Source organism: Ectopseudomonas oleovorans, assembly GCF_003052605.1.
Taxonomy (GTDB): Bacteria; Pseudomonadota; Gammaproteobacteria; order Pseudomonadales; family Pseudomonadaceae; genus Aquipseudomonas; species Aquipseudomonas oleovorans_A.
Genome location: NZ_QASO01000042.1, coordinates 78,172 through 104,250, shown reverse-complemented (window position 1 = coordinate 104,250; position 26,079 = coordinate 78,172). Strand labels below are relative to the sequence as shown.

Genomic DNA, 26,079 nt, shown 5'->3' with positions numbered 1-26,079 from the left:
TACTAGTTGTGGGGTGGGACTTCCGATCGATCCAGCGCCTGGCTGTCTTCCGGCAGCCAGGCGAGGGCGATTTCCTGCTGAGCGCTGAGTTGCGGGGCTGAACTGTCGTTCAGATTCTTCACCACCAGCTCGCTGCCGCTGGCGGTTTCGAAGTGGTAGCGGATGTATTCGCCGACGTAGTGGCGGGTGACGAAGCGGGCCTTGACCTGGTTGCCGGCGCCGCCAAGGCGGTCGGTGAAATTGAGCTTTTCCGGGCGTACCGACACCGTGGTGGCCTGGCCGACTTCGGTGCAATTGGCTTTCAGCGTGCGGACCAGGCCGCCATCGTCGAGGCGCACCTGGACGCGATCAGCCTCGACTGCCTCGATCACGCCGGAGAGCTTGTTGCTTTCGCCGATGAAGTCGGCGACGAACATGTTGGCTGGGCGTTCGTAGAGCACGTGCGGCGCGGCGCATTGCTGCACCACGCCGTTATTGAACACGGCGATGCGGTCGCTCATGGTCAGCGCTTCGGTCTGGTCGTGGGTGACGTAGATCACGGTGAAGCCGAGCTGCTCGTGCAGGCGCTTGATCTCGAACTGCATCTGCTCGCGCAGCTTCTTGTCCAGTGCGCCGAGCGGCTCGTCCATCAGCACGATGTCCGGGGCGAAGATCAGCGCGCGGGCCAGGGCCACGCGCTGGCGCTGGCCGCCGGAAAGCTGGGCGGGGTAGCGGCCGCCGAAGGCCTGCAGTTCGACCAGGGCGAGGTACTCCTCGACCTTGGCGCGAATCTCGTCCTTGGGCAATTTGCGGATTTTCAGTGGGTAGGCCAGGTTCTCGCGGATGGTCATGTGCGGGAACAGCGCGTACTGCTGGAAGACCATGCCGATGTTGCGAGCGTAGGGGGCGATGCTGGTGACGTTGCGGCCGTTGATCAGGATCTCGCCGCTGGTTACGTCCTCGAAGCCGGCGAGCATCATCAGGCAGGTGGTTTTGCCTGAGCCTGAAGGGCCGAGCAGGGTGATGAACTCGCCCTTGGCCACGTTGAGGTTGAAGTCCTTGACCACCAGGGTCTTGTGATCGTAGGTCTTCTTGACGTTGGTGAATCGCAGGAACGCGTCGTTCCCAGCCTGCGCAGTCATAGTCCTCCCCGCTGTCCGCAATGTGGAGTCAGCTCGTGGCCAAGGCTCCAACTTCTGAGTCGATTCGCCTCCTTCGTGGGAGGCGATCGTTATGTTGATAGCTAAAAGCAATAAGCAAGCCAGATGACTGATGGCCGGCTGATAGCGCTCTGCTATGCAGGTTCAAGCCTAGTCGATGCTGGGCGAGATGCGAGGCGGGTGTGGGGGGAGGTAACAGCGAGAGGGGAAGAGGCACCTGCCGACACGCACTCGGCAGGTGCAGCTTGCTCAGCTGTTGGGCAGCAGGCGTACGGTCAGGCTCTTGATGTAGCGGGTTTCATTGATGGCCGGGTGTACCGGGTGATCCGGGCCCTGGGCGCCGCGCTCGAGCAACTGGATGTTGCGGTCCAGATGGCGCGCGCTGGTCAGCAGAATGTTCTGCAGGTTGTCTTCCTCCAGGTGCATGGAGCAGCTGGCGCTGACCAGGATGCCGTCCTTGTTGAGCAGACGCATGGCGGTTTCGTTGAGGCGGCGGTAGGCGGCCTCGCCGTTCTTGATGTCCTTCTTGCGCTTGATGAAGGCGGGTGGGTCGGCGATCACCACGTCGAAGCGTTCTTCGGCGGATTTCAGTTCGCGCAGCGCGGCAAACACGTCACCCTCCACGCAGGTGACTTTCTCGGCGAAACCGTTGAGCGTGGCGTTGCGCTCGACGCCATCGAGGGCGAAGGCCGAAGCATCTACGCAGAACACTTCGCTGGCGCCGAAGGCCGCGGCCTGCACGCCCCAGCCGCCGATGTAGCTGAACAGGTCGAGCACGCGCTTGCCTTTGACATAGGGCGCCAGGCGCGCGCGGTTCATGCGGTGGTCATAGAACCAGCCGGTCTTCTGCCCTTCGATAACCGGTGCTTCGAACTTCACGCCGTTCTCTTCCAGCGCTACCCACTCCGGCACCTCGCCGTAGGCAGTCGCCACGTAGCGTTCGAGACCTTCGGCGTCGCGCGCGCTGGAGTCGTTCTTGAACAGGATGCCGCTGGGTTTGCACACCTGGATCAGCGCGGCGAGCACGTCGTCCTTGTGTGCCTCCATGGTGGCCGAAGCCAGTTGGACCACCAGAATGTCGAAGAAACGGTCGACCACCAGCCCCGGCAGCAGGTCGGAGTCGCCGTACACCAGGCGGTAGCAGGGCTTGTCGAACAGGCGCTCGCGCAGCGACAGGCAGACGTTGAGGCGATGCACCAGCAGGGATTTGTCCAGCACATGCTTGACGTCGCGCGACAGCAGGCGCGCGCAGATCAGGTTGTTCGGACTCATGGCAACGATGCCCAGCGGCTTGCCGCCAGCGGCTTCGAGAACAGCCTGGTTCCCGGCGGCAAAACCATGCAGCGGGGTGGCGGCGACATCGATCTCGTTGCTGTAGACCCACAGGTGGCCGGCGCGCAGGCGTCGGTCGGCGTTGGCTTTCAGGCGCAGACTGGGCAGGGAAGACATGAGTTCGGGCTCCGCGGGGAAAAGAGCGGGATTATAGCGGTTTGCACACGGGGCCGGCGGTTACAAAAGTCGACTGCGAGCAGGTCGGTGCTTTGGCTAGACTGTGCGCTACTTCTCACCCTGCACGATCCCTCTTTCATGACCTACGAACTTACCGCCGAACAGATCCAGCAAGTCCTGCAGGGGATCAGCGTACCGCCGCAACCACAGATCATGGTCGATCTGCAGATGGAACAGATCATGCCCAGCCCCGATCTGCGCAGCATCGCCAAGCTGATCAGTCAGGACCCGGGGCTGTCCGGCGCGCTGCTGAAGATCGTCAACTCGCCACACTTCGGCCTGGCCAACCGCATCGCTTCGATCCAGCAGGCGGTCAATCTGATGGGCTGCAACACGGTGATCAACCTGATCAATGCGCAGTCGATCAAAGGCGAGCTGACCGACGAAGCGATCCTGGTGCTCAACCGCTTCTGGGACAGTGCTCAGGACGTGGCGATGACCTGCCTGACCCTGGCCAAGCGCCTCGGCTATCACTCGCCGGACGAGGCCTACAGCCTGGGGCTGTTCCACGATTGTGGCATCCCGCTGATGCTCAAGCGCTTCCCCAACTACATGCAGGTGCTGGAGGAGGCCTACGCCAGCGCCAGTGACGAGCGGCGTGTGGTCGATACCGAGAATCGCCTGCTGACCACCAACCACGCTGTAGTGGGGTACTTCACCGCACGTTCCTGGCGTCTGCCGGAACACCTCTGCGAGGTCATTGCCAACCACCACAACGCCTTGGCGATCTTCAGCGATGACTCGGGGTGTGACGCTCAGTTGAAGACGCTGCTGGGCATTCTCAAGATGGCCGAGCATATCTGCGAGACGCATCGCGTGCAGGCTGGGCAGGCCATCGACATGGAGTGGCAGCACATCGCGCAGCCGATTCTCGAGTATCTGGGGTTGTCGGAGTATGACTTCGAGAACCTGCGCGAAAGCATCCGTGACCTGGCGGTGCTCTGAGTCTTCATGAGGTTGCGCCGCCGGGCAACTGAGCGGGTAGGCGGCTTACCCTACCGCTTGCTGCGCAGCTCCTGCTAAGGTGGCGCACCGCCGTTTTCCTGTCGTATTGCCATGCCTGAATTACCCGAAGTCGAAACTACCCGCCGCGGTATCGCCCCCTATCTCGAGGGTCAGCGCGTCAGCCGCGTGATCGTGCGTGAGCGCCGTCTGCGCTGGCCCATCCCCGAAGACCTGGACGTGCGTCTGTCCGGTCAGCGCATCGAGTGCGTCGAGCGCCGCGCCAAATACCTGCTGATCAAGGCCGAAGTCGGCAGTCTGATCAGTCATCTGGGTATGTCCGGCAGTCTGCGCCTGGTCGAATGTGGCCTGGCTGCGGCCAAGCATGAGCATGTGGATATCGAGCTGGAGTCCGGCCTTGCCCTGCGTTACACCGATCCGCGGCGTTTCGGTGCACTGCTGTGGAGTGAGGACCCGCTGACTCACGTATTGCTCAGCAAACTCGGCCCTGAGCCGTTGGGCGGGTTGTTCGACGGTGAGCGTCTGTTCCAGATGTCGCGCGGGCGCAGCATGGCGGTCAAGCCCTTCATCATGGATAACGCCGTGGTCGTCGGCGTGGGCAATATCTACGCCAGCGAAGCGCTGTTCGCCGCCGGTATCGACCCGCGCCGCGAAGCCGGCTCGATTTCGCGGGCGCGCTACCTGCGCCTGGCCGATGAGATCAAGCGTATCCTCGCTCATGCCATCGAGCGTGGCGGCACCACCTTGCGCGACTTCGTCGGTGGCGATGGCCAGCCGGGCTACTTCCAGCAGGAGCTGTTCGCCTACGGGCGCGGCGGCGAGTTCTGCAAGGTCTGCGGCAGCACGCTACGTGAGGTCAAGCTGGGCCAGCGGGCGAGTGTCTACTGTCCCAAGTGCCAGCGCTGAGCAGATAACGATCCGCTGGATATGGGTGAGTCGTAGGGCGGGTGAAACCCGCCGGGATTTCAATGGCGGGTTGCACCCGCCCTACGGCATAAAAATAAGAAAAACGAAGGTGTTAGATGTCCGGCAACTATCTACCGCGCAATCCAGCTGCCGAATGGCTGGGGCGCGGCGTGCTGAAACTCATGGGCTGGCGCATCGTTGGGCAGTTGCCCAAACTCGACAAGTTCGTCGCCATCGGCGCTCACCACACGTCCAACTGGGACTTCGTGATCTTCATTGCGCTGAAGTTCGTGCTGCGCCTCAACGCGCGCTGGTTCGGCAAGCACAGCATCTTTCGCTGGCCCTTCGGCGGCCTCATGCGCAGTTGGGGCGGCATTGCGATTCGCCTGGACCGCAAGTTGAACACCGTCGAACAGGCCATTCAGGCCTTTCGCGAGCATGACGAGTTCATTCTGGGGCTGTCGCCCGAAGGCACGCGCAAGAAGGTCGAGCGCTGGAAGATGGGCTTCTACCATATTGCGCTGGGCGCGGGCGTACCCATAGTGCTGGGCGCGCTGGATTACCAGAATCGGCGGGTGGTGATCGCTCCGACCTTTTTGCCAACAGGTGACGAGCAAGCCGACCTGGCAGCCATGCTGGCGTTCTTTCGTCCTTACGTGCCGAAAAAGCCGGAGTATGCCTTTCACGGCGATTGACGCCCGTCACGCTGACAATTATCAATGCGCTGTTATAGTTACTGGCACTTTCCCGAATAATCTGAAGGATCGATCCATGAAAGCGTTCCGCACCCCCGCTGTTGTCCTGGCGCTGACCTCTGGCCTGCTGGCGCTATCGGCGCAAGCGGAAGTGGTTCAGCAGAACGCCAGTGGTGATCCGTTGTACACCGTCGAGGCGCCCAAGGGCTATGCCATGATTGGTGATCTGCTCATCGCCCGCCCCCTGCTGATCGGCGCCACTGCGATCGGTGCTGCAGCCTTCATCGTCAGCCTGCCGTTCACCGCGCTGGGCGGTAACGTCGGCGAGGCAGCGCAGTCCCTCGTGGTAGCGCCGGGCAAAGAAGCCTTCGTACGCTGCCTGGGCTGCACCAGCAGCGGCTACAAGCAAGACTGATTGTCGCGGCCTCTCTCCTCCTCATCGAGGCGAGGGGCCGTTTACGTTTTAACGCCGAGAAAAGGAAGAAGCGGTAGTGATGAAGTACCTGCGCTGGGTGATATTGCTGCTGGTGGTAATGGGGCTGATCGCCTCGTTCTGGTTCAGCCAGGGCTGGCTGCAACTCTGCGCCGGGCTGGCGATCTTCCTGTTCGGCATGCAGTGCCTGGAAGAGGGCTTGCGCCAACTGGCGGGCAGCAAGCTGGAGCAGATACTTGGGCGCAGCACCTCGACATCCTTCAAGAGTCTGTTGTTCGGCGTCGGCGGCACCTTGTTGCTGCAGTCCAGCACCCTGGTGTCGCTGCTGACCATCGCCTTTATCAGCACCGGGCTGATCCAACTGGCGGGCGGCATCGCCATTCTTTTCGGCGCCAACCTCGGCGCCACCAGCGGTATCTGGTTGCTGGCGCTGGCGGGACAGAACCTCAGCCTCAGTCCGCTGGCCTTGCCATTGCTGGTGTTCGGTGTGCTGGCCGGTTTCTTCGGGGCGAAGAGCAAGGCGGCCGGGCGTATCGTGTTAGGCGTTGCCTTCATCTTCCTGGGGATCGATCAGATCAAGGAAGGCTTCGCCAGCTTTGGCGATGGTCTGGACATGAGTGCATACCAGGAAGGCGGGCTACGCGGCGCGCTGCTGTTCACCGCAATAGGCATGGCCATCACCGTGGTGCTGCAATCCAGCCATGCGACCCTGATGCTGACTCTCGCAGCGTTGGCTGGCGGTCAGCTGGAGTTGAGCCAGAGTCTGGCCATTGCCATTGGCTCCAATATCGGCAGCAGTGTGACCACCGGCTTCGTCGGCTCGCTGGGCGGCAACCGCAGCGGGCAGCGCCTTGCCCTGGCCCATGTGCTGTTCAACGTGGTCACTGGCGTGCTGGCATTCATCCTGCTCGAGCCGCTGACCTGGCTGGTGCACGCGCTGGCCGAACCGCTGGGGCTTGGCGAAAACAGCCTGATCCAACTGGCGATGTTCCACACCCTGTTCAATGCCATGGGCGTTGCGCTGTTCTGGCCGCTGCAGGGGCGTCTGGCGCAGTTGTTGATCCGCTGGCTGCCGGAACGTAGCGAGCCACAGGTACTGATCACCGAACTGGCGAGCGAGAAAGTCGCCGAGCCCGAGCGAACGCGAGCGCGCTACCTCAACGAACGGGCGTTGGATTCGGTGGATGCCGCCTCCTGCGCGGTGGTGCAGGAGCTGGGGCACCTTGGCCGCTTGAGCCTCGAGGTGATCTGCCATGCACTCTATCTGCCGGTTGATCAGTTGGCGCGTGCACGGGCGGATGAGCAACTGCTGCAGGCCAAGCCCACGCAGGGCGGCTTCGATGCGGAGCACTTGTATCAATTCCATATCAAGGGTGTGTATGGCGATCTGCTGAGCTTCATGGGGCGCATGGAACTGCCCATGGACGAAGCGCATCAGCAGTTCTGGGTCAGTTGCCAGTTGGCGGCGCTGCAACTGGTGGATGCGGTCAAGGACGCCAAGCACCTGCAGAAGAATCTTGGCCATTATCTGGACGCACCACCCTCGGCGGTGCGTGATGCCTATGTGGAGCTGCGTCGCCATTTGCTCACCACCCTGCACGAGGTGCGTGAGTTGGCACGCTCGGACATGCCTGACGAAATGTGGCAGTCACGCCTGCGTTGGTTGGATGAGCAGGCGGCGAGCTTCGATGCGAGGTTTCGTCAGCGCCTGTTCGCCGAGGTACGCGACGGCCGTCTGGATGGCCTGCAGACCAGCTCGCTGATGAACGACCTGGGTTATGTCAGCCGTATTTTCCAGAGCCTGCGCAACGTGCTGATGCTGAGCAACGAGCAGGCGCTGTTCCGCGAATTGCGCAAGTTCGGTGAGGAGCAGGAGAGCCTGATCAGGCTCTCCTGACACAAGGCGTAGCCCGTAGCCGGATGAAATCCGGGAGCGGTTGTGCAGTTTCCCCGGATTGCATCCGGGCCACGGTCACATTCGGGCGCTGCGCTTCAAGGCGTCGCTGTGCCAATCCCGCGAGGATCGCTCGCGGCCTTCACTTCGCCGCTGACCTTGTCCCAGAACAGCACCTGCTGATTACCGTAATGCCGATCCAGGCGCTTGAGTTCATGGCCACGCCGTTGCAGCTCGGCGATCTGCTCATCGCTGAAGGTGTCCGGCTCGTGCTCGATCACGTCGGGCAGGAACTGGTGGTGATAGCGTGCCACGGCTGGCCAGCGCTCGATGGGCTGATCGTCCAGGTACTCGAGCATCGACAGCAGCACCATGCTGGGGATACGGCTGCCGCCCGGCGTGCCGAAGGCAGCGAACTCGTCGCTGCTCTCGATAAAGCTGGGGCTCATCGACGACAGCGGCCGCTTGCCTCCGGCAATCGCATTGGCCTGGCTGCCGGTCAGGCCGTAGGCGTTGGCGCCCTGCACGTCGGCGGCGAAGTCGTCCATCTCGTCGTTGAGCAGTACACCGGTGCCGGGTACGGTGAAGGCGGCGCCAAAGGGCAGGTTGATCGACAGCGTTGCAGCGACAGCATTGCCTTCGGCATCGAGCACGGCAAAGTGGGTGGTGTGGTCGCCCTCGTGCCAGGTGCCGGCCGGCGGCAGGCTGGCGCTGGGTGTGGCGCGCTCGGGGTCGATGCTGCCGGCCAGTACAGCCAGATGCCCAGGCGAAAGCAGTTGCTCGACCGGATTCTTGACGAAGTCCGGGTCGCCGAGCAGGCCCCGGTCACGGTAGGCGCGGCGCAGGGCTTCGACCACATAATGCACGCGCTGTACCGGCTCGGCGTCGCGCCAGGGCAGTTGTTCGAGAATCGCCAGGCTCTGCGCCAGGGCTATACCGCCAGCCGAGGGCGGCGGTGCGCTGATCAGCTCGCGGCCATCTTCCAGGGGGAAATGTAGCGGCGCACGGCGGGCAATACGGTACTCACGCAGGTCATCCTCGGTCCAGATACCGCCGGCATGGCGCACGCCTTTGATCAGGCGCTCGGCTATCGGGCCGTTATAGAAACCCTCCCGGCCATGTTCGGCCAGCGCCTGCAGGGTGGCAGCCAGATCCGTCTGACGCAGTAGATGGCCCTCGGCGGGGATTTCGCCCCGATCAAGAAAGAGCTTGGCGCTTTCGGCATCGTCACGCAGCGCTGCCAGGCGCCAGGTCGCACGCTCGCGGTAGACACGGTCCACCGCGAAGCCCTCGTTGGCCAGGTGGATTGCCGGTGCCAGGCTGGTTTTCAGCGGCAGACGGCCGTGCTTCTCCGCCAGCTCGACCAATGCTGCTGGCAGCCCTGGAATGGCGGCAGCCAGTGCGCCGTTGAGCGACAACTCGCGCTGCACCTTGCCATCGCGGACATACAGATTCGGTTTGGCTTCCAGCGGTGCGCGTTCGCGCGCATCGAGGAAGTCATAGCCTGGCGTATCGCCGGCAGTACGCAGCAGGAAGAAGCCGCCGCCGCCAAGGCCTGAGCCGTAGGGTTCGACCACGGCCAGGGCAGCACTGGCGGCGACGGCGGCGTCGAAGGCATTGCCGCCGGCGTCGAGCATCTGCTGCGCAGCGGCTGTGGCGGCGGGGTGAGCGGTGGCAATGGCGGGTTGCTGCGGGGCGGCATGGGCCAGCAGGCTGGCGCCGAGCAGCAAGGTTGATAGCAGGAGTTTGCGCAACATGCGATCTACCTGAGGCGGCTGAAGGAGGCTGGAAGCTTAACAGCCTCGCTCGGGCGAGGGGGCACAATGGGCGCGGAGGAAACGGGAGACCGGCGGCCTCCCGGGGAGAATCAGGCCTTGCCGGTGATGATGCGGTATTTGTGCATCAGCTCATCCTTGCTCTCGACATTGTTCTCGTCGAGCGGGATGCAGTCCACCGGGCACACCTGCTGGCATTGCGGCTCATCGTAGTGGCCAACGCACTCGGTGCACAGGTTGGGGTCGATCACGTAGATCTCCTCACCCTGGGAAATGGCGCCGTTGGGGCACTCGGGTTCGCAGACGTCGCAGTTGATGCAATCGTCGGTGATGATCAGGGACATGGGGCAACTCCTGTCGAGGCGCAGGCTTCGACACTGGCAGACAACAATGGCGCAATTGTGCCGGATTGGTGCGGCTTGTGCCATGAGGCTGGACAGTTAGGCACCGCTCACTGTAGGAGCGGCGCCGCGCCGCGAATCTGAGTTTCGCCAGACAAGCTTCGCCCCGGGGTGGGGCTCCTGCTAAAAGTCGATCTTGCTTAGCTTTTGCGAAAACGCTCGTTCAGCGCGTCGGCCACGGCAGGGTGCACGAACTTGGTGATATCGCCGCCCAGGGCTGCGATCTCGCGCACCAGGGTCGAGGAGATGAAGGAATATTTTTCCGACGGGGTGAGGAACAGGCTTTCCACGTCCGGCGCCAGTTGGCGGTTCATGTTGGCCAGCTGGAATTCATATTCGAAGTCCGACACCGCGCGCAGGCCGCGCAAGAAGACATTGGCGTTCTGCTCCTTGACGAAGTGCGCCAGCAGCGACGAAAAACCCACCACTTCGACGTTGGGCAGGTGCTTGGTCACCTCGCGGGCCAGCTCGACGCGTTGCTCCAGGGAAAACAGAGGGTTCTTCTTGGGGCTGGCGGCGACGGCGATGATAACGTGATCGAACAGGCGCGCGGCGCGTTCGACCAGATCACCGTGGCCCTTGGTGATGGGGTCGAAGGTGCCGGGGTATAACACTCGATTCATCGGGACGTCCTGGCGGGTCGAAAAGGAGTCGGATGGTAGCGCAGCGCATGCCAGCGGCCAAGCCACGGCCTGCGTTGCGTTCTCCCATGCCAGGGCAGTAGCGTCTAGCTCGGGCTTTTCAGCCGCTCGGCCAGCAGCGTCGCAAGCTTGGCGGTCAGGCCGTAGATCGACAGTTGGGGGTTGGCGCCGATGCTGGTGGGAAATAGCGAACCGTCGTGGATCGACAGGTTGGCCAGGTGATGGTGCCGGCCCAGGCTGTCGACCACTGCCTGCTGTGCATCCTCGCCCATGGCGCAGCCGCCCATCACGTGAGCACTGCCCAGGCGGGTGCGGTACAGCGCCAGGTCGAGGTTCTCGATCATGTCCCGGGCCTCCTTCCAACTGCCGACGTAACGCGCATCGGCATGGGTCGGCATCACCGCCTTGGCACCGGCGGCGAACTGGATTTCCGCCATGGTCAGGTAGGCGCGGCGCACGCCATCCCAGGTGTAGTCGGTCATCTGGTAGTCGAGCACCGGGCTGCCATCGCCCCGCAGCTCGACGCGCCCTTCGGCGCTGTCTTCGTGGAAACCGTCGCGCAGCAGGGCGAGCATCACGTTGGTGTGCGGCAGTTGCGCCATGCGCAGGGCATTCTCGCGACCAAAGTCGCCGAGCAGAGTGGCGGTCAGCGCCGGTTGCAGCGGCGGCACTTCCAGTTTGTAGGAGAGGCGCCCGCGGGTGCCGTCGTCCCACTGGAAATGATCCGAGTAGACCGACTGCGGCGCACCGTAAAAGGGGTTGATGACCTGCTCGAACTGCGCCGCGGAGAAGTTCACCAGGTGCAGGTAGGTGCGCCGGCCGACGCGCTGGTGCGGGTCGGGCGTATTGGAGCGCAGCAGGATGCCGGGCGTGTTGATACCGCCACCGGCCAGCACGTAGTGCCGCGCCTTGACCCGGATGCGCTTGCCGTTGGGCGCCACGCAGCGTTCGTCCATGCCCAGGCAGTCGATGCCGACCACCTTGTCGCCTTCGATCAGCAGCTTGTCGGCGCGCGCCAGGTAGAGCAGCTCGCCGCCGGCGTCGAGGGTGGCGGGGATGGTGGTGACCAGCATCGACTGCTTGGCGTTGGTCGGGCAGCCCATGCCGCAATAACCGAGGTTCCAGCAGCCGCGCACGTTGCGCGGGATCGGCGCCCAGTGATAGCCGAGCGTGTCGCAACCGCTGCGCAGCACCTCGTTGTTGGCATTCGGCGGTACCGCCCAGGGTGCCACGCCCAGGCGCTGCTCCATCTTCTCGAACCAGGGCGCCATGGACTCGACGTCATGGCCCTTCACGCCATGCACCTCGGCCCAGTGCGTCAGGGTCTGTGGCGGCGTGCGGAAGCTGCTGGTCCAGTTGATCAGCGTGGTGCCACCGACCGTGCGGCCCTGCAGGATGGTGATGGCGCCGTCCTTGCTCATGCGGCCGATGCCTTCCTGATAGAGGGTCGGGTAGGCGTCGGCTTCCTGCATCTTGAAGTCGTCGCTGGTCTTCAGCGGGCCTTCCTCGATCAGCAGCACCTTGTAACCCGCCGCGCTGAGGATTTCCGCCGTGGTGCCACCACCGGCGCCGCTGCCGACGATGGCGACATCGGCTTCCAGGCTCAGGTCGTTTTCCAGGCGCGAGCCGTCGTGGGTTTTCCAGCCGCGGGCCAGGCCTTGCTTGAACAGATCGGGTACGGGCATTTCGAATTCTCTTGTTGTTATGGACAGCGCAGCCCTGGTAGGAGCCGGCTTGCCGGCGATCCAGCAATCGCCGGCAAGCCGGCTCCTACAACTAGACCGTAGGTGGCCCTGGATAGCCGCAATGCGCCCAGGCCTCCTGGCGGCTGTACCAGGCCATCATCACCAACTGCAACAGCGAGGCGTGGCCCATGCGCAGCAGGCTCAGGCTGCTGTTCTGCCAGCGGGTGAGGAACTGCCGCACGTCGTCGCCACTGGCCTTGTCCCACCTGCCCCACACCCCGGTCAGCGGGCCGCGGGTGATGGGCAGGGCGAGTACGTCGAACAGCTGCACGGTGAGCCCCCGCATCTCCGGCGACAGGTGCGCCAGGCTGGTGTCGAGGCTCTTGAGCGTGCCGTCGATGGCCTGCGGCATCTGCTGCGCGGTCACGGCGCCGTCGAGCATCACCGGGATCAGCGCGCGCAGAAAGGGCATATCGCTGCTGCGCAGGATCAGGTAGCCGCTGGCCGGCGTACTGGCCGAGCAGCCGCTGATGGTGGCGGTCAGCCCGGCGGTGCCGAGCAGCGCCGTGCCCAGCAGGCCGACCTTGAGCAGGTTGCGCCGCGACAGCTGCGGCGTGTTCAGGGTGGTGTCGTTCATTGTTGTTATCACCAGGCGTAAAACGGGCGCTGCCCGTGTGGATCAGCGTACGAACAACTTGTAGACCAGCTTCTGGATCGCCTTGCCGTAAGGCGGGTAGATCAGTCGCGCGGCGTTGAAGCGCTGCTTGATGAACACGCCTTTGGCCTTGCTGAACGTCAGGAAACCTTCATGGCCGTGGTAATAGCCCATGCCGGACGGGCCGATGCCGCCGAACGGCATATCGTCCTGCGCCACGTGCAGCAGGGTGTCGTTCAGGCACACGCCGCCTGAGTGGGTCTCGTGCAGCACGCGCTGTTGCTCGCGCTTGTCGTAGCCGAAGTAGTAAAGCGCCAGCGGCCGTGGCCGCGCGTTGACGTAGGCGAAGGCGTCTTCGATACGGTCGTAGGGCACCACCGGCAGCAGCGGGCCGAAGATCTCGTCCTGCATCAGCTTCATCTCGTCGCTGACGTCCAGCACCAGGCTCTGCGGCAGGCGCCGGCCCTGGGTTTCTGGGTACAGCGAGACGATACGCGCGCCCTTGGCTTCGGCATCCTGCAGGTAGCCATTGAGGCGGGCCAGCTGTCGCTCGTTGATGATCGCGGTGTAGTCGGGGTTGTCCTTGAGCTGCGGATAGAAGCGCTGCACGACGTCGCGGTAGGCGCTGACGAAGCCGTCGATGCGATCGCGCGGCACCAGCACGTAGTCCGGCGCTACGCAGGTCTGCCCGGCGTTGAGGGTCTTGCCGAAGGCGATGCGCTCGGCGGCGTGCTCCAGCGGCACGTCGGCGGAAACAATGGCCGGCGACTTGCCACCCAGCTCCAAGGTCACCGGGGTCAGGTTCTCGGCAGCGGCGCGCATCACGTGCTTACCGATGCTGGTGGCACCGGTGAACAGCAGATGGTCGAACGGCAGCTTGGAGAAGGCCATGCCGACTTCTGCCTCGCCCAGGGCGACGCTGACCAGGTCCTCGGGAAAGACGCGTGCCAGCAGATCCTTGATCAGTTGCGAAGTGGCCGGGGTGGATTCGCTCATCTTGATCATCACCCGGTTACCGGCGGCCAGCGCGCCGGTCAGCGGGCCGATGGCGAGAAACAGCGGGTAGTTCCACGGCACGATGATGCCGACCACGCCCAGCGGCTGGTAGATGACCTTGGCCGCGGCGGGCATGAACTGCAGGCCGACGCTGCGTCGCGAGGGCTTCATCCACTTCCTGATGCGTTTGCTCGCGTAGTGGATGCCGTGCAGGCTGGGCATCAGCTCGGCGAGCAGGGTCTCGTCGGCCGAGCGGTTGCTGAAGTCCTCGGAGATCGCCGCTACCAGCGCGTCCTGCTGCTGGGTCAGCAGCTCGCGCAGGGATTTCAACCACTGCATGCGCTGCTCGGCCGATGGCATCGGGTTGGCGGCAAAGGCCGCACGCTGCAGGGCGAAGGTGCTGTCCAGCTGGTTGATCTGCTGCTGGCTGTGCTGCAGGTAGGCGATGTCGGCGACCATAGGTTTCTCCTCGACGTTCCAGCGGGCAGGCTGTTGAAAAACTATCTGCGTTGTCATCGCTGCGTTAAAAACAGGCTCGTGCGCGAGTCCGATCAAAATGCTCATTTACAACTTGTAAAGTCGAGCGCGACTCCGACCGATTTTTGCCTGTTTTTGCGGGGCCGCCATCGGTATTGCGCTGACTGCCTCGGCTCGGGCTTCCTGCTTCGCTCTACCTCCTGCATCCATGCAGTCGTCGCCGACGTTTTTAAACAGCCTGCTGGAGGCGGCTATAAGCCGCGATTAGGCTAAGCTGGATTTTTAGAGCAATTACTCTAATGTGTCAAATAGGATGCCGCGCAGCCGTCATCGCTGCACCCTAACCAAAGGCCTGTCAGGGCCTGGGGGATGCATCGGGGGGGTAACACTCCGGCTGTTTCGCCTGTACCTTTGCCACTTTTGAAGTCGAGATCGAGCTGCGTTATGGCGCCACCCAAGACCCGCGACCGCATCGTTGCCGAGAGCCTGGCCCTGTTCAACGCCCAGGGTGAGCGCAACGTCACCACCAACCATATCGCCGCGCACCTGGGCATATCGCCGGGCAACCTGTACTACCACTTCCGCAACAAGCAGATGATCATCGCCGAGCTGTTCGCCCAGTACGAAACGCAGGTCGACAGCTTCCTGCGCCTGCCCGAAGGCCGCGCGCTGACGGTGGAGGACAAGACCTTCTATCTGGAGGCGCTGCTGGCAGCGATGTGGCACTACCGCTTCCTGCACCGCGACCTGGAGCACCTGCTGGAATCCGACGCCGAGCTGGCCGAGCGTTACCGCGCCTTCGCCCGGCGCTGCCTGATAGGCGCGCAGTCGGTTTATCAGGGCTTCGTCGAGGCCGGCATCCTGCTGATGACGCCGGCGCAGATCGAGGCGCTGACGCTCAACGCCTGGATCATCATGACCTCCTGGGTGCGCTTTCTCTGCACGGCGGGCGCCAGCCCGGACAACCTCAGCCAGGACATGCTACGCCGCGGCATCTACCAGGTGCTGGCGCTGGAGGGCGGCTATATCGCCCCCGCCGCGCGCGCGGCGGTCGAAGCGCTGTACGGCCGCCTGTATGTGCCGCTGGAGCAGGTGCTCTGAGGCGATCAGCTACTGTTGCCCAGCGCCACTGGCCTGGCCCGTAAGGGCGGCTGGTCGGGTTGCAGGCGACGTAACTGGCGATACAGCGCGCGGGTTTCCAGCAGATTCCATACCCGCAGCAAGGTCTCGATGGCATCCAGCGGCTTGCTGATGAAGTCGCGCGCGCCCAGCGCCAGCGCGCGCAGCCGGGCTTCGCGCGTGGCATCGGCGGTGAGCACCAGAATCGGCAGGTAATCGTCGGCGGGAATGCGCCGCTGCAGCTGTTCGAGCACGGCGAAGCCGTCCAGGCCGGGCATGTGCAGGTCGAGAATCAGCAGATCCGGCTCGAAGCTGCTGAATAACGCCAGAGCCTGCGCCGGGTCGGTGCAACAGAGCACGTTGTGCAGCCCTTCGCGGGCCAGCAGTTGTTCGACCAGCTCGAGGTTGGCGGGCTGATCATCGATCACCAGGATACGAAAATCGTCGGCGGGCGCTGGGTGGTTCATGGTCAGGCTCCGAGAGGCGGTGTGGGCGTGGCGACATCCAGATGCTGACGCAGGGCGGCGAGAAAGGTCGGTACGTGCAGGGGTTTGCTCAGCACCGCGGTGGCGCCGGCCTGCTGCAGGTCGCGCCGGGTGCCGGCGCTGACGTCGGCGGTGATCAGCAGCACGGGTGTATCGCTGCTGCTGGGGTGCAGGCGCAGGCGTTTGAGTACTTCCTGCCCCGAGAGGTCGGGCAGGTCGAGATCCAGCAGGATCACCTCGGGGCGGTGCTGCCAGGCCAGGTCGAGACCGAGCTGCCCCTGCATGGCCGAAATCACCTGCACCTGCGGCCAGCGCGACAGCAGGGTCTCGATCAGCGCCAGGCTGGACAGGTTGTCTTCAATGCACAGCACGCGCAGCGGCCGCTCCGGCGGGGCGATGTCGCTGGCCGCAGGCGGTGGTGCCGCGGCCGGTGCCGGCAGCAGGCCTTCATGCACCTGAGCCCGTGGCAGCGTCAGGCTAAAGGTGCTGCCTTCACCGGGTGTGCTGCGCACGCCGAGGCTGCCATCCATCTGCTCCAGCAGGCTCTTGCTCAGGGCCAGGCCCAGACCGGTGCCCTCCACCTCGCTGGCTGCGGCGCCGAGGCGCTCGAAGGGGATGAACAGACGCTCCAGGTCCTCGGCGGCGATACCGGGGCCGTTGTCGATCACGCTCAACGTGACGGTGTCGCTATTGGCCTGCACCCGCACTTCGACATGGCCGCCAGGGTGGTTGTACTTGATCGCGTTGGACAGCAGGTTGAGCAGCACCTGCACCAGGCGCTGGCGGTCAGCTTGCACGCAGAGTGTTGTTGCCAGGTCGTCTGGCAGGCGCAGGCGGATGTCGGCACTGTCGGCCTGTGGCGACAGCAGCAGACTGACCTCCTGCAGCAGTGGTCGCAGCGCCAAGGGCTCGGGGCTCATTGCCAGGCGTCCGGATTCGATGCGGGCGATATCCAGCACCTCATTGATCAGCCCCAGCAGGTGCCGGCCGGCGCGCAGGATATGACGTACCTGGGCCTGTTGCGCCGGCGTGCCCGTGTCCATTTCCAGCAACTGGGCGAAACCGAGAATGGAATTGAGCGGCGTGCGCAGCTCGTGGCTCATGCGCGAGAGAAATTCGCTTTTTGCCCGGCTGGCGTTTTCCGCTTCTTCGCGGGCCGTGCGCAGGGCGGCCTCGGCATTACGCCGGTCGGTGATGTCGCGAGTGATCTTGGAGAAGCCGCGCAAGGTGCCGCTGGCGTCACGCTGGGCGGTGATCACCACGTTGGCCCAGAACAGCGAGCCATCGCGGCGCTGGCGCCAGGCCTCTTCCTCGTAGCGGCCTTCACGGGTGGCCGCCTGCAGGGCCAGGTAGGGCGCGGTGTCGCGGGCCTGCGGTGGGTAGAACAGGGAGAAGTGGCGACCGAGGATGTCCGCCTCGCTGTAGCCCTTGATGCGTTCGGCGCCGGTGTTCCAGGAGGTGACGTGGCCGTTGGGGTCGAGGCCGAAGATGCCGTATTCCTTGACCCCGTCGATGATCAGGCGCAGGCGCTCCTCGTTGTCGCGCAAGGCGCGTTCGCGTTCGGCCAGCAGTTGCCCGGCCTCCTCCAGGCTGGCGGCGAGCTGGCCGATCTCGTCGGCTGCGGCTCCATGGGGGATCAGCGGCTGGCCCAGGGCCAGGCGCCGGGCGTTGCGCTCGACCTGCTGCACTCGCTGGACGATGCCGGTGGACAGCAGCACCACGGCGAACAGCGCACCGAGCACACCGAACATGGCAGCCAGGCCGGTGGCCAGGAGCATGCGCGAGCGTACCGCGCTGGCTTCGGCGTTGCGCTCGTCGAGCAGGGTCTGCTCGCGGTCGAGCATCTGCTGGATTTCCTGGCGCAGGGCGTCGAGCACATGCTTGTTGTCCACCAGGATGCGCGTCATCGCCGCGCGCTCGGCGTTGCTGGCCAGGGTCTTGAGCTGTTCCAGGCCTTCCAGCTTGATCACGATCAGCGGGCGCAGACGCTCCAGGCTGCTGCGCATCTGCGGGTCGCGAATGTCCGCATCGAGACGTCGCAGCGTACTGTCGATGCGTTCCACGGCGCTGCGGTAGGATGGCAGAAAATCATTGCGCTGAATCAGCAGGTAACCGCGCACGCTGGCCGCTGCTTCGGCCAGCAGGCTGTGCACCGCCTGCACGTCGCCCTGTACGCGTAGCGCACGGCGCACGTCGTCCTCGACCCGAGAGGTCTGGCGCTCGGTGACGTACACCAGCACCAGCGAGATCAGCAATACGGCCAGTGGCAGGGCGATGATCACCAGGCTCTTGCTGCGCAGTGGACGGTCGGTCCAGCGGCTGAACAGGCTCTTCACGGCTGGCGCTCCGTCGGGGCCACCAGGCCCAGGGCGATGCCCTGCACGGCGGCCTGGGTGCGGTCGGCGACCCCAAGTTTGCCGATCACCCGTTCGACGTGGGCCTTGGCGGTGCCGGTGGCGATGCCCAGCTTTTCGCCGATCTCGCGGTTGGTGAAACCGCCTGCAACCAGCCCGAGCACCTGGCGCTTGCGTGGCGTCAGCGCGTTGCTGGCCGCGCCGCTCTGGCTGCGTTCGACCACACGGCGCAGCAGTTGCGCGCTGACCATGCCGTTGAGGGCGCTCTGGCCTGCTGCCACCTGGCGCAGGCCGTCGATGACTTCCTGGCGGCTGGCGTCCTTGAGCAGGTAGCCGACGGCACCGGCGCCGATCGCCGCTTCCAGGTGGTCGGGGCTGTCGTACATGGTGAACAGCAGCACCTTGATCGCCGGCAGGCGCTCGTGCAGCAGGCGCGCCGTGGCCAGCCCGTTGAGTACTGGCATGCGGATGTCGAGGATGGCGATATCCGGTTGCAGGCGCTCGCAGAGTTCCAGCGCCTGGCGACCGTCCACCGCCTGGCCGACGATGCTGAATTCCGGGCAGTCGGTGAGCATCGCGGCGAAGCCGGCGCGGGTCACTTCATGGTCGTCGGCGAGCAGCAGGCGAATCGGTTCGTTCATGGGCTGTCCTCATCCGCCAGGGCGCGTGGAATGCTGGCCAATACACGGGTGCCCTGGCCTGGCTGACTGTGGCAGGTGAACTGACCGCCAAGCAGCAGGCAGCGTTCGCGCATGGCCACCAGGCCCATGCCGCCTTCGCCGGGATCTGGTTTCTGCGTGATGGCGAAGCCGGGGCCGCGATCCTCCACCTGCAACCGTGCGGTGTCGTCGTCGAGATGTAGATCCAGGCTGACCGCGCCGCTGGCGGTGTGCTTGCAGATGTTGTTGATGGCCTCCTGGCCGATGCGAAACAGGGCGATCTCCACCGCCGGGCGCAGCCGTTGGGGGGCACGGCGCAGCCACTGCACCTGGCGGCCCTGGGCACGCAGGCGGTCAAGTTCACGGTCCAGTGCCGGCGCCAGACCAAAATCATCCAGCAGGGTCGGGCGCAGCCCGCTGATGGCCTGACGCGTCTCGCCCATGCTGCGCTGCGCCAGTTGCAGGATGGGCGCCAGGGCGGCACGCAAGTCGTCATTCAGTTGGCGATGCTGAGCGAAGCCCTGCAGGTGCTGATGCAGCCCGGCCAGGGTCTGCGCCAGGCCGTCGTGCAGGTCATAGGCCACCCGTGCGCGTTCGTCCTCCTGGGCGGTCATCTGCTGGTGTACCAGCTCCGACATGCTGCGTTCGCGCAGGCTCAGGGCGGCCAGCAGCTCACCGTTATGCAGATGCCCGGCGAGCAGGGTGGCGAGCAGTTGCAAGGCTTCGAGGTCTTCCGCGTCGGGGCCGCGCATGGCGCTGGCGTTGCCCAGCAGCAGGGCGCCGAATACTTCGCCCGAAGCCGCATGCAAGGGTAGGCAGAGCGCCAGGGCAACCTCCGGCAGCGGCGCTGCGAACACCTGGGCTGCGTCTTGCCAGGGCAAAGTAGCGAGTTGTTGTTGCAAGGCAGCCGGGCCGAAGCCGGCGCTGCGGCTCGGGCTGCCATCGGCATGCCTGAGCAGCAGTACGCCACCATCCATGGCGCAGAAGCTGCAGGCCCGTTGCAGGGCCAGCGCACCACTCTCGGCGGAGGGCAGCGCATTCAGGGCGCGGCCGCTTTCCACCAGCAGGCGCAGGCGCGCGGCGCGGCTTTCCGCCTGGCGGTAATCGGCGCGCAGGGCCAGTACGCTGTCAGGTGGGGTGTGCTGCATCCGGATCTCCAGGGTTTGGCGCGTCAACCGACGGCGCAGGCTAATAAATTGAACCGCGTCCGGCATCTGCCACCTGGCATAGACCGCCGTCTCCACCTGGCCGATGTGCCTGCGCTGGGCGGCCTGCATGCTGGTGGCGTCTTTCAATAGCCGGAGATTCAACCATGTTGAAACCCTTGTTCAGCAGCTGTGCCCTGGTATTTGCCCTATCCGTGCCGCTGGTTCAGGCGGCCGATGCGCCTTATGTCTACACGGAAACGGCAACCGCCCCGAGCAATGCGCAGGAGCAGCAGATCGCCGGCCTGTTCGAGCGCTGGAACGCCGCCTTGCAGACTGGCGACTCGGCCAAGGTCGCTGCCTTGTACGCCGACAACGGCGTGCTGCAGCCCACGGTATCGAATCGGGTGCGCGTAGGCCATGAGGCAATCCAGGACTATTTCGACCATTTCTTACAGGCCAAGCCGGTCGGCACTATCAACATGCGTGAAATTCGCCAGATCGGCCCGGATGCAGCGGTGGATTCGGGGGTTTACACCTTCGCCCTGACCCAGGGCGATGCGGTGCGCCAGGTGCAGGCGCGCTACACCTTTGTTTACCAGAAGGTCGATGGCGAGTGGAAAATCCTCAAGCACCACTCCTCGGCGATGCCGGAACAGCCCGCCGCGAGCTGATTCAGCTCAGCGCGCATAACCACTCGGGAATGCGCCGCTCCAGATAGTAAACGGGGCGGCGCAGGCTGCCTTCGACGAAGCCGACATGCCCGCCTCTGGCATGCAGCTCGAGCTCGGTGCCGGGTGCCAGCTCGCTGGCCTCGGGCAGGCTGTGGCGGAAGATGAAGGGGTCATCCTCGGCCTGGATGATCAGCGTACGCGTACGGATCGCCCCAAGGTAGAAACGGCTGGACGCACGCCGGTAGTAGTCGTGGGCATCGGCGAAACCGTGCAGCGGCGCGGTGATGCGTCCGTCGAAGTCCCAGAAGGTGCGCATGCCGTCCAGCGGGCCCAGGCGCTGCAGCACCGACAGGCGCTCGCCCTGGCCACTCTCGGCGAACAGGCGCTGCTTGTTGCTGACGTAGGCGACCATCTCACGCATGAAGTGCGCCTGATACACCCTCGAGAAGCCCAAACCGATGCGGTCTGCGCACTGGTCCAGGCGAAACGGCACCGAGACCGCCACCGCTGCTTGCAGCTGGCTTTGCTCGCCACTCTCACCCAGATACTTGAGCAACACGTTGCCGCCCAGGGAATAACCGACGGCGTATAGCGACGCCATCGGTCGTTGCGCGCGCAGGTGGGCGACAGCCGAAGCCAGATCTTCGCTGGCGCCGGAGTGGTAGCCGCGCGGCAGCAGGTTGGGTTCGCCGGAGCAGCCACGCCAGTTCAGCGCCACGCTGGCCCAGCCACGCGCGGCCAGAACCTGCTGCAGGCCGAGCACGTAGAGCGAGTTGGAGCTGCCGGTCAGGCCATGCAGCACCAGCACCAGCGGCGCATGGGCGTCATGCGGGCCGTACCAGTCGAGGTCGAGAAAATCGCCATCGTCCAGCCACAGCCGCTCGCGCTGCCGTTCCAGTTGCGGCGGCTTGCGACAGAAGGGGTTCCACAGCGTCTGCAGATGCGGGCCGGGGAGCCACCAGGCGGGGCGAAAGTCAGTGTTCATCGGGTGGCCGGTCGTTATTCTGGTGTAGGGCGTACTCGGCTTTGGCTTCCTGCGTCGTTTTACCTCCTGCATCCATGCAGTCGTCGCGAAACAGTACGCCGTCGCGGAATCTATCGTGACGCCGGTGCCAGGGCAGGGAGGTGGCAAGCTCTGGCATGATCCAGGCGGACTGTTCGCTGGCGCTCCTGAGTCCGCCCTACGCACTCCTCTGCCAAAGCGCATAATGCACCTGACCGGTATGTTTTTCACGATGCAGGCGCCAGTTGCCGGGCAGACCCAGCGTCGAGGGCGCGGTTTCGCTTTCGGTATAGACCCAGGCGTCGTCGCTCAGCCAGCCCTGCGCTTCCAGCAGGTTGCAGGCGTCCTGCAGCAGGTTCTTGTGGAACGGCGGGTCGAGCAGAACGATATCGAAGCGGCGCGGCGCCGGACGCGCCAACAGTTGCAGGGCATCGCCCAGATGAATCTCGCCCGTGCTGCATTGCAGCGTCGCCAGGTGGCCGCGCAAGGCGCTCACCGAGGCCGGGTTGAGGTCGCAGGCCAGACCGCTGGCAGCACCACGCGACAGCGCTTCGAGCAGCAGTGCGCCGCTGCCGGCGAAGGGGTCGAGCACATAAGCGCCCTCGACATAGGGCGCCAGCCAGTTGAACAGCGTCTCACGCACCCGATCCGGGGTCGGGCGCAGGCCTGGCCCGTCGGGGAAAGCAAAGCGCCGCGAACGCCACTGCCCGCCGATGATGCGCAACTGACCCTGGCCGCCGTGAGCCTTGGCGGCCGGTTTTGGCTGTGTGCGACCACGCATCAGTGCGGCACCGCGCTGGGCAGTTCGGCCGGGCGCTCGGTGGGCGGCGGGAGCTCTTTTTGCGGCACCGTCGGGCCGGCAGTGACCACCACCAGCGCCTCGGGGTCGAGGTGTTTGGCCATTGCCGCTTTCACTTGATCGGTCGTGAGGTTCTGCACGTCACGCATGAAGTCGTCCAGATAGCTCAGTGGCAGGTCGTAGAAACCCATCGAGGCCAGTTGGCCGACGATGGCAGCGTTGCTCGCGGTGGACAGCGGGAAGCTGCCGGCCAGCTCACGCTTGGCGTTGTCCAGTTCCTGCTGGGTAGGGCCGTCACGCAGGTAGTCGGCGAGCAGTTGCTTGACCAGCGCCAGGGTGCCTTCGCTCAAGTCCGCTCGGGTCTGCAGGTTGATCATGAACGGGCCGCGTGCCTGCATGGCGCTGAAACCGGAGTAGACGCCGTAGGTCAGGCCACGCTTCTCGCGCACTTCGCTCATCAGGCGAGTGCCGAAACCGCCGCCGCCGAAAATCTGGTTGCCCAGGTACAGCGCGGTATAGTCCGGGTCGCGCCTATCGATGCCGAGCTGGGCGATCATCAGGTGGGTCTGGTTGGACGGGTACTCGATATGGCTGGCGCCGGGCTTGGGCGTCTGCGGCTGGGCGATCTTGGCCAGCGCCGGGCCTGGCGGCAGGGCGGCGGATACCTGGTCGGCGATGGCCTCGGCCTCGGCGCGCGACAGATCGCCAACCAGCGCGATCACCGCATTGCCGGCGGCATAGGCACGGGCATGGAAAGCCTGCAGCTGCTGGCGGGTGATGGCCGGGATCGACTGTGCCGTGCCTTCGCTCGGGTGAGCGTAGGGGTGCTGACCGTACAGGCGCTCGAACAATTCGAGGCTGGCCAGTTTGCCCGGGTTCTGCTTCTGGAGCTCGAAGCCGGCCAGCAACTGGTTCTTGATCCGTGCCAGCGAGTCGGCGGGGAAGGTGGGCTTGCCCAGCACCTCAGCGAACAGGGCTAGTGCCGGTTCGCGCTGCTCCTGCGCGCTCAGGCTGCGCAGGCTGGCCACCGCCATGTCGCGGTAGGCGCCGTTGCCGAACTCGGCACCGAGCCCCTCGAAGCCGGCGGCGATGGCGCCGACGTCCTTGCCCGGTACGCCTTCGTTGAGCATGGCGTTGGTCAGGGTGGCCAGGCCTGGCACGCCGCCGTCCTGACTGCTGCCGGCGGCGAAGGTCAGGCGCAGGTCGAACATCGGTAGCTCATGTGCTTCGACGAACAGCACCTTGGCGCCTTGCGCGGTCTGCCAGGTCTGGATATCCAGGGTGCGGCGGGTTGGCGCCTTGCCGTCGAGTGCGGCCAGCGACTGCAGCTTGGCGGCATCGCCAGTCACGGTGCTGTCGGACAGGTTGGCGCAGGCGCCCAGTGCCAGGGCGCTGGACAGGATCAGGCCGAGCAGGCCCAGGCGGCGGTGCTCAGTCTTCATGGGCGGGACTCCTTATTGCGGGACTCTTCGGGCAGTACGTTGGCGACGCTCAGGCGCTCGCGGACGAAGAAGGTGCGTGCGGCCTGCTGGATGTCGGCCGGGGTGACGGCCTCCAGCTCGGCCAGCTCCTGGTCGATCAGTTGCCAGGACAGGCCGACGGTTTCCAGTTGGCCGATGCTGGTGGCCTGGCTGGTGATCGAATCGCGCTCGAACACCAGGCCGGCGATCACCTGGGCACGTACGCGGGCCAGTTCGGCGGCGGACGGCGGGGCTTTCTTCAGTTCTTCCAGTTCGCGCCACAGGCCGGCCTCGGCCTGCTCCAGGGTCTTGCCCTTCTGTACGTTGGGCGTGGCCGAGACGATGAACAGGCTGTCGCCACGGGTGAAGGCGTTGTACCAGGCGCTGGCGCCCGAGACGAGTTCTTCGCCGCGTTCCAGGCGGGTGGACAGGCGTGCGCTGTAGCCGCCGTCGAGCAGGGCGGCGGCCAGGCGCAGGGCATAGACCTGGCGCGGCGTTTCGGCGGTGGCCAGACCCGGTACGTTGAAGCCCATGAGCAGGCTCGGCAACTGCGTCTTGAGGTGCAGCGTGGTGCGGCGTTCGCCCGGCGCGGCCAGCTCCAGCGGCAGTTTGGCGGTCGGCACGTCACCGCGCGGAATGTCGCCGAAGTAGCGCTGCACCTGGGTCTTGACCTCATCCACGCTGACGTCACCGACCACCACCAGGGTGGCGTTGTTCGGTGCGTACCACTTCTGGTGCCAGGCACGCAGGTCATCGATATGCATGCGCTCGAGGTCGGCCATCCAGCCGATGGTGGGGATGCTGTAACCGCTGGCCGGGTAAGCCATGGCCTTGAAGCGCTCGTAGGCCAGCGAAGACGGGCGGTCGTCGGTGCGCAGGCGGCGTTCTTCCTTGATGACTTCGATTTCCTTGGCGAACTCGTCGGCCGGCAGCTTCAGGCTAGCCAGGCGGTCGGCTTCCAGCTCCAGCGCCACGCCCAGGCGGTCACTGGCCAGTACCTGATAGTAGGCCGTGTAGTCGTCGCTGGTGAAGGCGTTCTCCTCGGCACCCAGTTCGCGCAGGATGCGCGAGGCTTCGCCGGGGCCAAACTTGCCGCTGCCCTTGAACATCATGTGTTCCAGCGCGTGGGACAGGCCGGTGGAACCGGGCGTCTCATAGCTGGAGCCGACCTTGTACCAGAGCTGCGAGACCACCACCGGCGCGCGGTGATCCTCGCGGACGATGACCTTGAGGCCATTGTCGAGTGTAAATTCATGAGTGGGCTGCGGCGCAGCAGCGAACGCCGCCAGCGGCAGGCAACAAAACACTCCCAGAATCAGGCCGAGGGTGCGGCGTGCAGTGACAATCATCGGGTGTCGTCCTGTTTGGATGGCCGAGGCGGTCTAACCGCCGTTGACAAGAGGGTGTCAGGATACTCCATCCATACTACGAAGCACCGCCCTTGGGATATCGGAACAAGCGATTAGGTTCTGCGTCGCAGCGAATTGGATTCAGTCGATAATCGGCGCGCTGATGGTGCTCACGCTTGCCGACAGTTCCAGTAGCAAGCCATTGACCTGTTCGGCGCTCATGCCGAAAGGGTCCAGGCGGTCGCTGCAGGAGTATTTCAGAAAAAGTTCTCGGTTGACCTGCTTGGCGCCGGCCCAGCCCATGCTCCAGCTGGCGTAGCGGCGAACGTGGATCTCTTCGTAGTCGAGAATCGTCAGGTCCTTGTGGCGGTTATCCTCTGCCAAACGGTTGTACAACACGTTGATGGCCGTTCGTGGTCCTTCCAGTGCTTGAACAAAGGTGTCGGCGTTACAGCACAGGATGCCAGTGAGGCCGCGTATCGGGTTGTTGCGTTGCGAGCTTTCGAGAATATCGCGGATCAGTTGTGAAGACATGCCATGGCTGGCGCGGCTGGCATAGGTAAGGCGGACAAGCATGCTGGCGACCCCGCAAAGGATGAGCTGAGGAAGATGTTCGACAATGGCGTATCAGACTGTACAGCTTTTGCATAGGTTTTTGGGCGCGCTACTGTCGGGTCTCGCGCTGGCGATGGTGATTACCGCAGGCGCCTGATCAGCGGCAGGAAACTGGCAGGCTGCAACGCTGCGCGGTAGCGCTCTAAAGTGGTAAAGTCTCGGGCTGTTTCGTACAGCGCAAGCCCTTTGCAGTGCCCGTGCGGGCGGTTGCTCCGGGCCGTGCCTGGCAAGCGAATTTTTCCGGATGC

24 protein-coding genes are annotated in these 26,079 nt (G+C 64.7%); 7 read left to right on the top strand and 17 right to left on the bottom strand.

Annotation, left to right across the window (positions count from 1 at the left end; all coding sequences use genetic code 11):
- Window positions 1-2 precede the first annotated feature (2 nt).
- Both DBO86_RS08380 and DBO86_RS08375 read right to left on the bottom strand, forming a co-directional pair.
- Window positions 3-1,121, bottom strand: a complete 1,119-nt coding sequence (locus tag DBO86_RS08380) for an ABC transporter ATP-binding protein (protein WP_108233453.1) — start codon at window positions 1,119-1,121, stop codon at window positions 3-5.
- A 267-nt stretch (window positions 1,122-1,388) separates the two neighbouring features.
- Complete coding sequence (locus tag DBO86_RS08375; RefSeq protein WP_108233452.1) at window positions 1,389-2,588, bottom strand: class I SAM-dependent rRNA methyltransferase; 1,200 nt, start codon at window positions 2,586-2,588, stop codon at window positions 1,389-1,391.
- 138 nt (window positions 2,589-2,726) lie between these two features.
- Here DBO86_RS08375 and DBO86_RS08370 point away from each other — a divergent pair, with 138 nt between their 5' ends.
- The 5 genes from DBO86_RS08370 to DBO86_RS08350 all read left to right on the top strand — a co-directional run bounded on the left by DBO86_RS08370 (window position 2,727) and on the right by DBO86_RS08350 (window position 7,542).
- The gene (locus DBO86_RS08370; RefSeq protein ID WP_074855354.1) at window positions 2,727-3,593 is read left to right on the top strand and encodes an HDOD domain-containing protein; all 867 of its coding nucleotides are present in this window, start codon (window positions 2,727-2,729) and stop codon (window positions 3,591-3,593) included.
- A 111-nt stretch (window positions 3,594-3,704) separates the two neighbouring features.
- Window positions 3,705-4,517 (top strand): bifunctional DNA-formamidopyrimidine glycosylase/DNA-(apurinic or apyrimidinic site) lyase, encoded by an 813-nt coding sequence (mutM, locus tag DBO86_RS08365; RefSeq protein ID WP_074855355.1) that lies wholly within the window; start codon window positions 3,705-3,707, stop codon window positions 4,515-4,517.
- Window positions 4,518-4,633: 116 nt separating this feature from the next.
- A complete protein-coding gene (locus DBO86_RS08360; protein WP_108233451.1) occupies window positions 4,634-5,212 on the top strand; it encodes a lysophospholipid acyltransferase family protein in 579 nt (192 codons plus the stop codon).
- Window positions 5,213-5,288: 76 nt separating this feature from the next.
- Window positions 5,289-5,627, top strand: coding sequence for a multidrug transporter (locus DBO86_RS08355; protein WP_100547311.1), 339 nt, complete (start codon window positions 5,289-5,291; stop codon window positions 5,625-5,627).
- A gap of 79 nt (window positions 5,628-5,706) precedes the next feature.
- Complete coding sequence (locus DBO86_RS08350) at window positions 5,707-7,542, top strand: Na/Pi cotransporter family protein (RefSeq protein WP_108233450.1); 1,836 nt, start codon at window positions 5,707-5,709, stop codon at window positions 7,540-7,542.
- Window positions 7,543-7,637: 95 nt separating this feature from the next.
- Here DBO86_RS08350 and ggt read toward each other — a convergent pair whose 3' ends face one another.
- The 6 genes from ggt to DBO86_RS08320 all read right to left on the bottom strand — a co-directional run bounded on the left by ggt (window position 7,638) and on the right by DBO86_RS08320 (window position 14,151).
- Window positions 7,638-9,296: a gamma-glutamyltransferase gene (ggt, locus tag DBO86_RS08345; RefSeq protein WP_108233449.1), complete on the bottom strand. Its 1,659-nt coding sequence runs from the start codon at window positions 9,294-9,296 to the stop codon at window positions 7,638-7,640.
- A gap of 110 nt (window positions 9,297-9,406) precedes the next feature.
- A complete protein-coding gene (locus DBO86_RS08340; protein ID WP_003464019.1) occupies window positions 9,407-9,658 on the bottom strand; it encodes a YfhL family 4Fe-4S dicluster ferredoxin in 252 nt (83 codons plus the stop codon).
- Window positions 9,659-9,855: 197 nt separating this feature from the next.
- The gene (gene coaD, locus DBO86_RS08335; RefSeq protein WP_017675875.1) at window positions 9,856-10,338 is read right to left on the bottom strand and encodes a pantetheine-phosphate adenylyltransferase; all 483 of its coding nucleotides are present in this window, start codon (window positions 10,336-10,338) and stop codon (window positions 9,856-9,858) included.
- A gap of 104 nt (window positions 10,339-10,442) precedes the next feature.
- Window positions 10,443-12,041 (bottom strand): GMC family oxidoreductase, encoded by a 1,599-nt coding sequence (locus DBO86_RS08330; protein WP_108233448.1) that lies wholly within the window; start codon window positions 12,039-12,041, stop codon window positions 10,443-10,445.
- A gap of 91 nt (window positions 12,042-12,132) precedes the next feature.
- Complete coding sequence (locus DBO86_RS08325) at window positions 12,133-12,678, bottom strand: twin-arginine translocation pathway signal protein (RefSeq protein ID WP_108233447.1); 546 nt, start codon at window positions 12,676-12,678, stop codon at window positions 12,133-12,135.
- Between the two features lie 42 nt (window positions 12,679-12,720).
- Entirely contained in the window at window positions 12,721-14,151 is a 1,431-nt protein-coding gene (locus tag DBO86_RS08320; protein WP_108233446.1) for a coniferyl aldehyde dehydrogenase, read from the bottom strand.
- A 462-nt stretch (window positions 14,152-14,613) separates the two neighbouring features.
- Here DBO86_RS08320 and DBO86_RS08315 point away from each other — a divergent pair, with 462 nt between their 5' ends.
- On the top strand, window positions 14,614-15,270 hold the full coding sequence (locus DBO86_RS08315) for a TetR/AcrR family transcriptional regulator (protein ID WP_108233445.1): 657 nt from the start codon (window positions 14,614-14,616) through the stop codon (window positions 15,268-15,270).
- 5 nt (window positions 15,271-15,275) lie between these two features.
- Here DBO86_RS08315 and DBO86_RS08310 read toward each other — a convergent pair whose 3' ends face one another.
- The 4 genes from DBO86_RS08310 to DBO86_RS08295 are packed head-to-tail and all read right to left on the bottom strand — an operon-like array spanning window position 15,276 to window position 19,934.
- Entirely contained in the window at window positions 15,276-15,755 is a 480-nt protein-coding gene (locus tag DBO86_RS08310) for a response regulator (protein ID WP_017675870.1), read from the bottom strand.
- A 2-nt stretch (window positions 15,756-15,757) separates the two neighbouring features.
- Window positions 15,758-18,109 (bottom strand): ATP-binding protein, encoded by a 2,352-nt coding sequence (locus tag DBO86_RS08305; protein ID WP_108233444.1) that lies wholly within the window; start codon window positions 18,107-18,109, stop codon window positions 15,758-15,760.
- Window positions 18,106-18,768, bottom strand: coding sequence for a response regulator (locus DBO86_RS08300; RefSeq protein ID WP_108233443.1), 663 nt, complete (start codon window positions 18,766-18,768; stop codon window positions 18,106-18,108). The genes DBO86_RS08305 and DBO86_RS08300 overlap by 4 nt, the downstream gene beginning before the upstream one ends.
- A complete protein-coding gene (locus DBO86_RS08295; RefSeq protein ID WP_108233460.1) occupies window positions 18,765-19,934 on the bottom strand; it encodes a sensor histidine kinase in 1,170 nt (389 codons plus the stop codon). Before DBO86_RS08295 ends, DBO86_RS08300 begins: the two co-directional genes overlap by 4 nt.
- A 164-nt stretch (window positions 19,935-20,098) precedes the next feature.
- Here DBO86_RS08295 and DBO86_RS08290 point away from each other — a divergent pair, with 164 nt between their 5' ends.
- On the top strand, window positions 20,099-20,605 hold the full coding sequence (locus DBO86_RS08290; RefSeq protein ID WP_104729838.1) for an SgcJ/EcaC family oxidoreductase: 507 nt from the start codon (window positions 20,099-20,101) through the stop codon (window positions 20,603-20,605).
- Between the two features lies 1 nt (window position 20,606).
- On the opposite strand, the gene DBO86_RS08285 is transcribed toward DBO86_RS08290, so the two are convergent.
- From DBO86_RS08285 to DBO86_RS08265, 5 genes are all read right to left on the bottom strand, one after another.
- Window positions 20,607-21,590: a hydrolase gene (locus tag DBO86_RS08285; RefSeq protein WP_108233442.1), complete on the bottom strand. Its 984-nt coding sequence runs from the start codon at window positions 21,588-21,590 to the stop codon at window positions 20,607-20,609.
- A gap of 196 nt (window positions 21,591-21,786) precedes the next feature.
- Window positions 21,787-22,389 (bottom strand): 16S rRNA (guanine(966)-N(2))-methyltransferase RsmD, encoded by a 603-nt coding sequence (gene rsmD / locus DBO86_RS08280; RefSeq protein WP_074855369.1) that lies wholly within the window; start codon window positions 22,387-22,389, stop codon window positions 21,787-21,789.
- The gene (locus DBO86_RS08275) at window positions 22,389-23,849 is read right to left on the bottom strand and encodes a M16 family metallopeptidase (protein WP_074855370.1); all 1,461 of its coding nucleotides are present in this window, start codon (window positions 23,847-23,849) and stop codon (window positions 22,389-22,391) included. Before DBO86_RS08275 ends, rsmD begins: the two co-directional genes overlap by 1 nt.
- On the bottom strand, window positions 23,846-25,216 hold the full coding sequence (locus DBO86_RS08270; protein WP_108233441.1) for a M16 family metallopeptidase: 1,371 nt from the start codon (window positions 25,214-25,216) through the stop codon (window positions 23,846-23,848). The genes DBO86_RS08275 and DBO86_RS08270 overlap by 4 nt, the downstream gene beginning before the upstream one ends.
- Window positions 25,217-25,357: 141 nt before the next feature.
- The gene (locus tag DBO86_RS08265) at window positions 25,358-25,792 is read right to left on the bottom strand and encodes a BLUF domain-containing protein (RefSeq protein ID WP_104729841.1); all 435 of its coding nucleotides are present in this window, start codon (window positions 25,790-25,792) and stop codon (window positions 25,358-25,360) included.
- Window positions 25,793-26,079 lie beyond the last annotated feature (287 nt).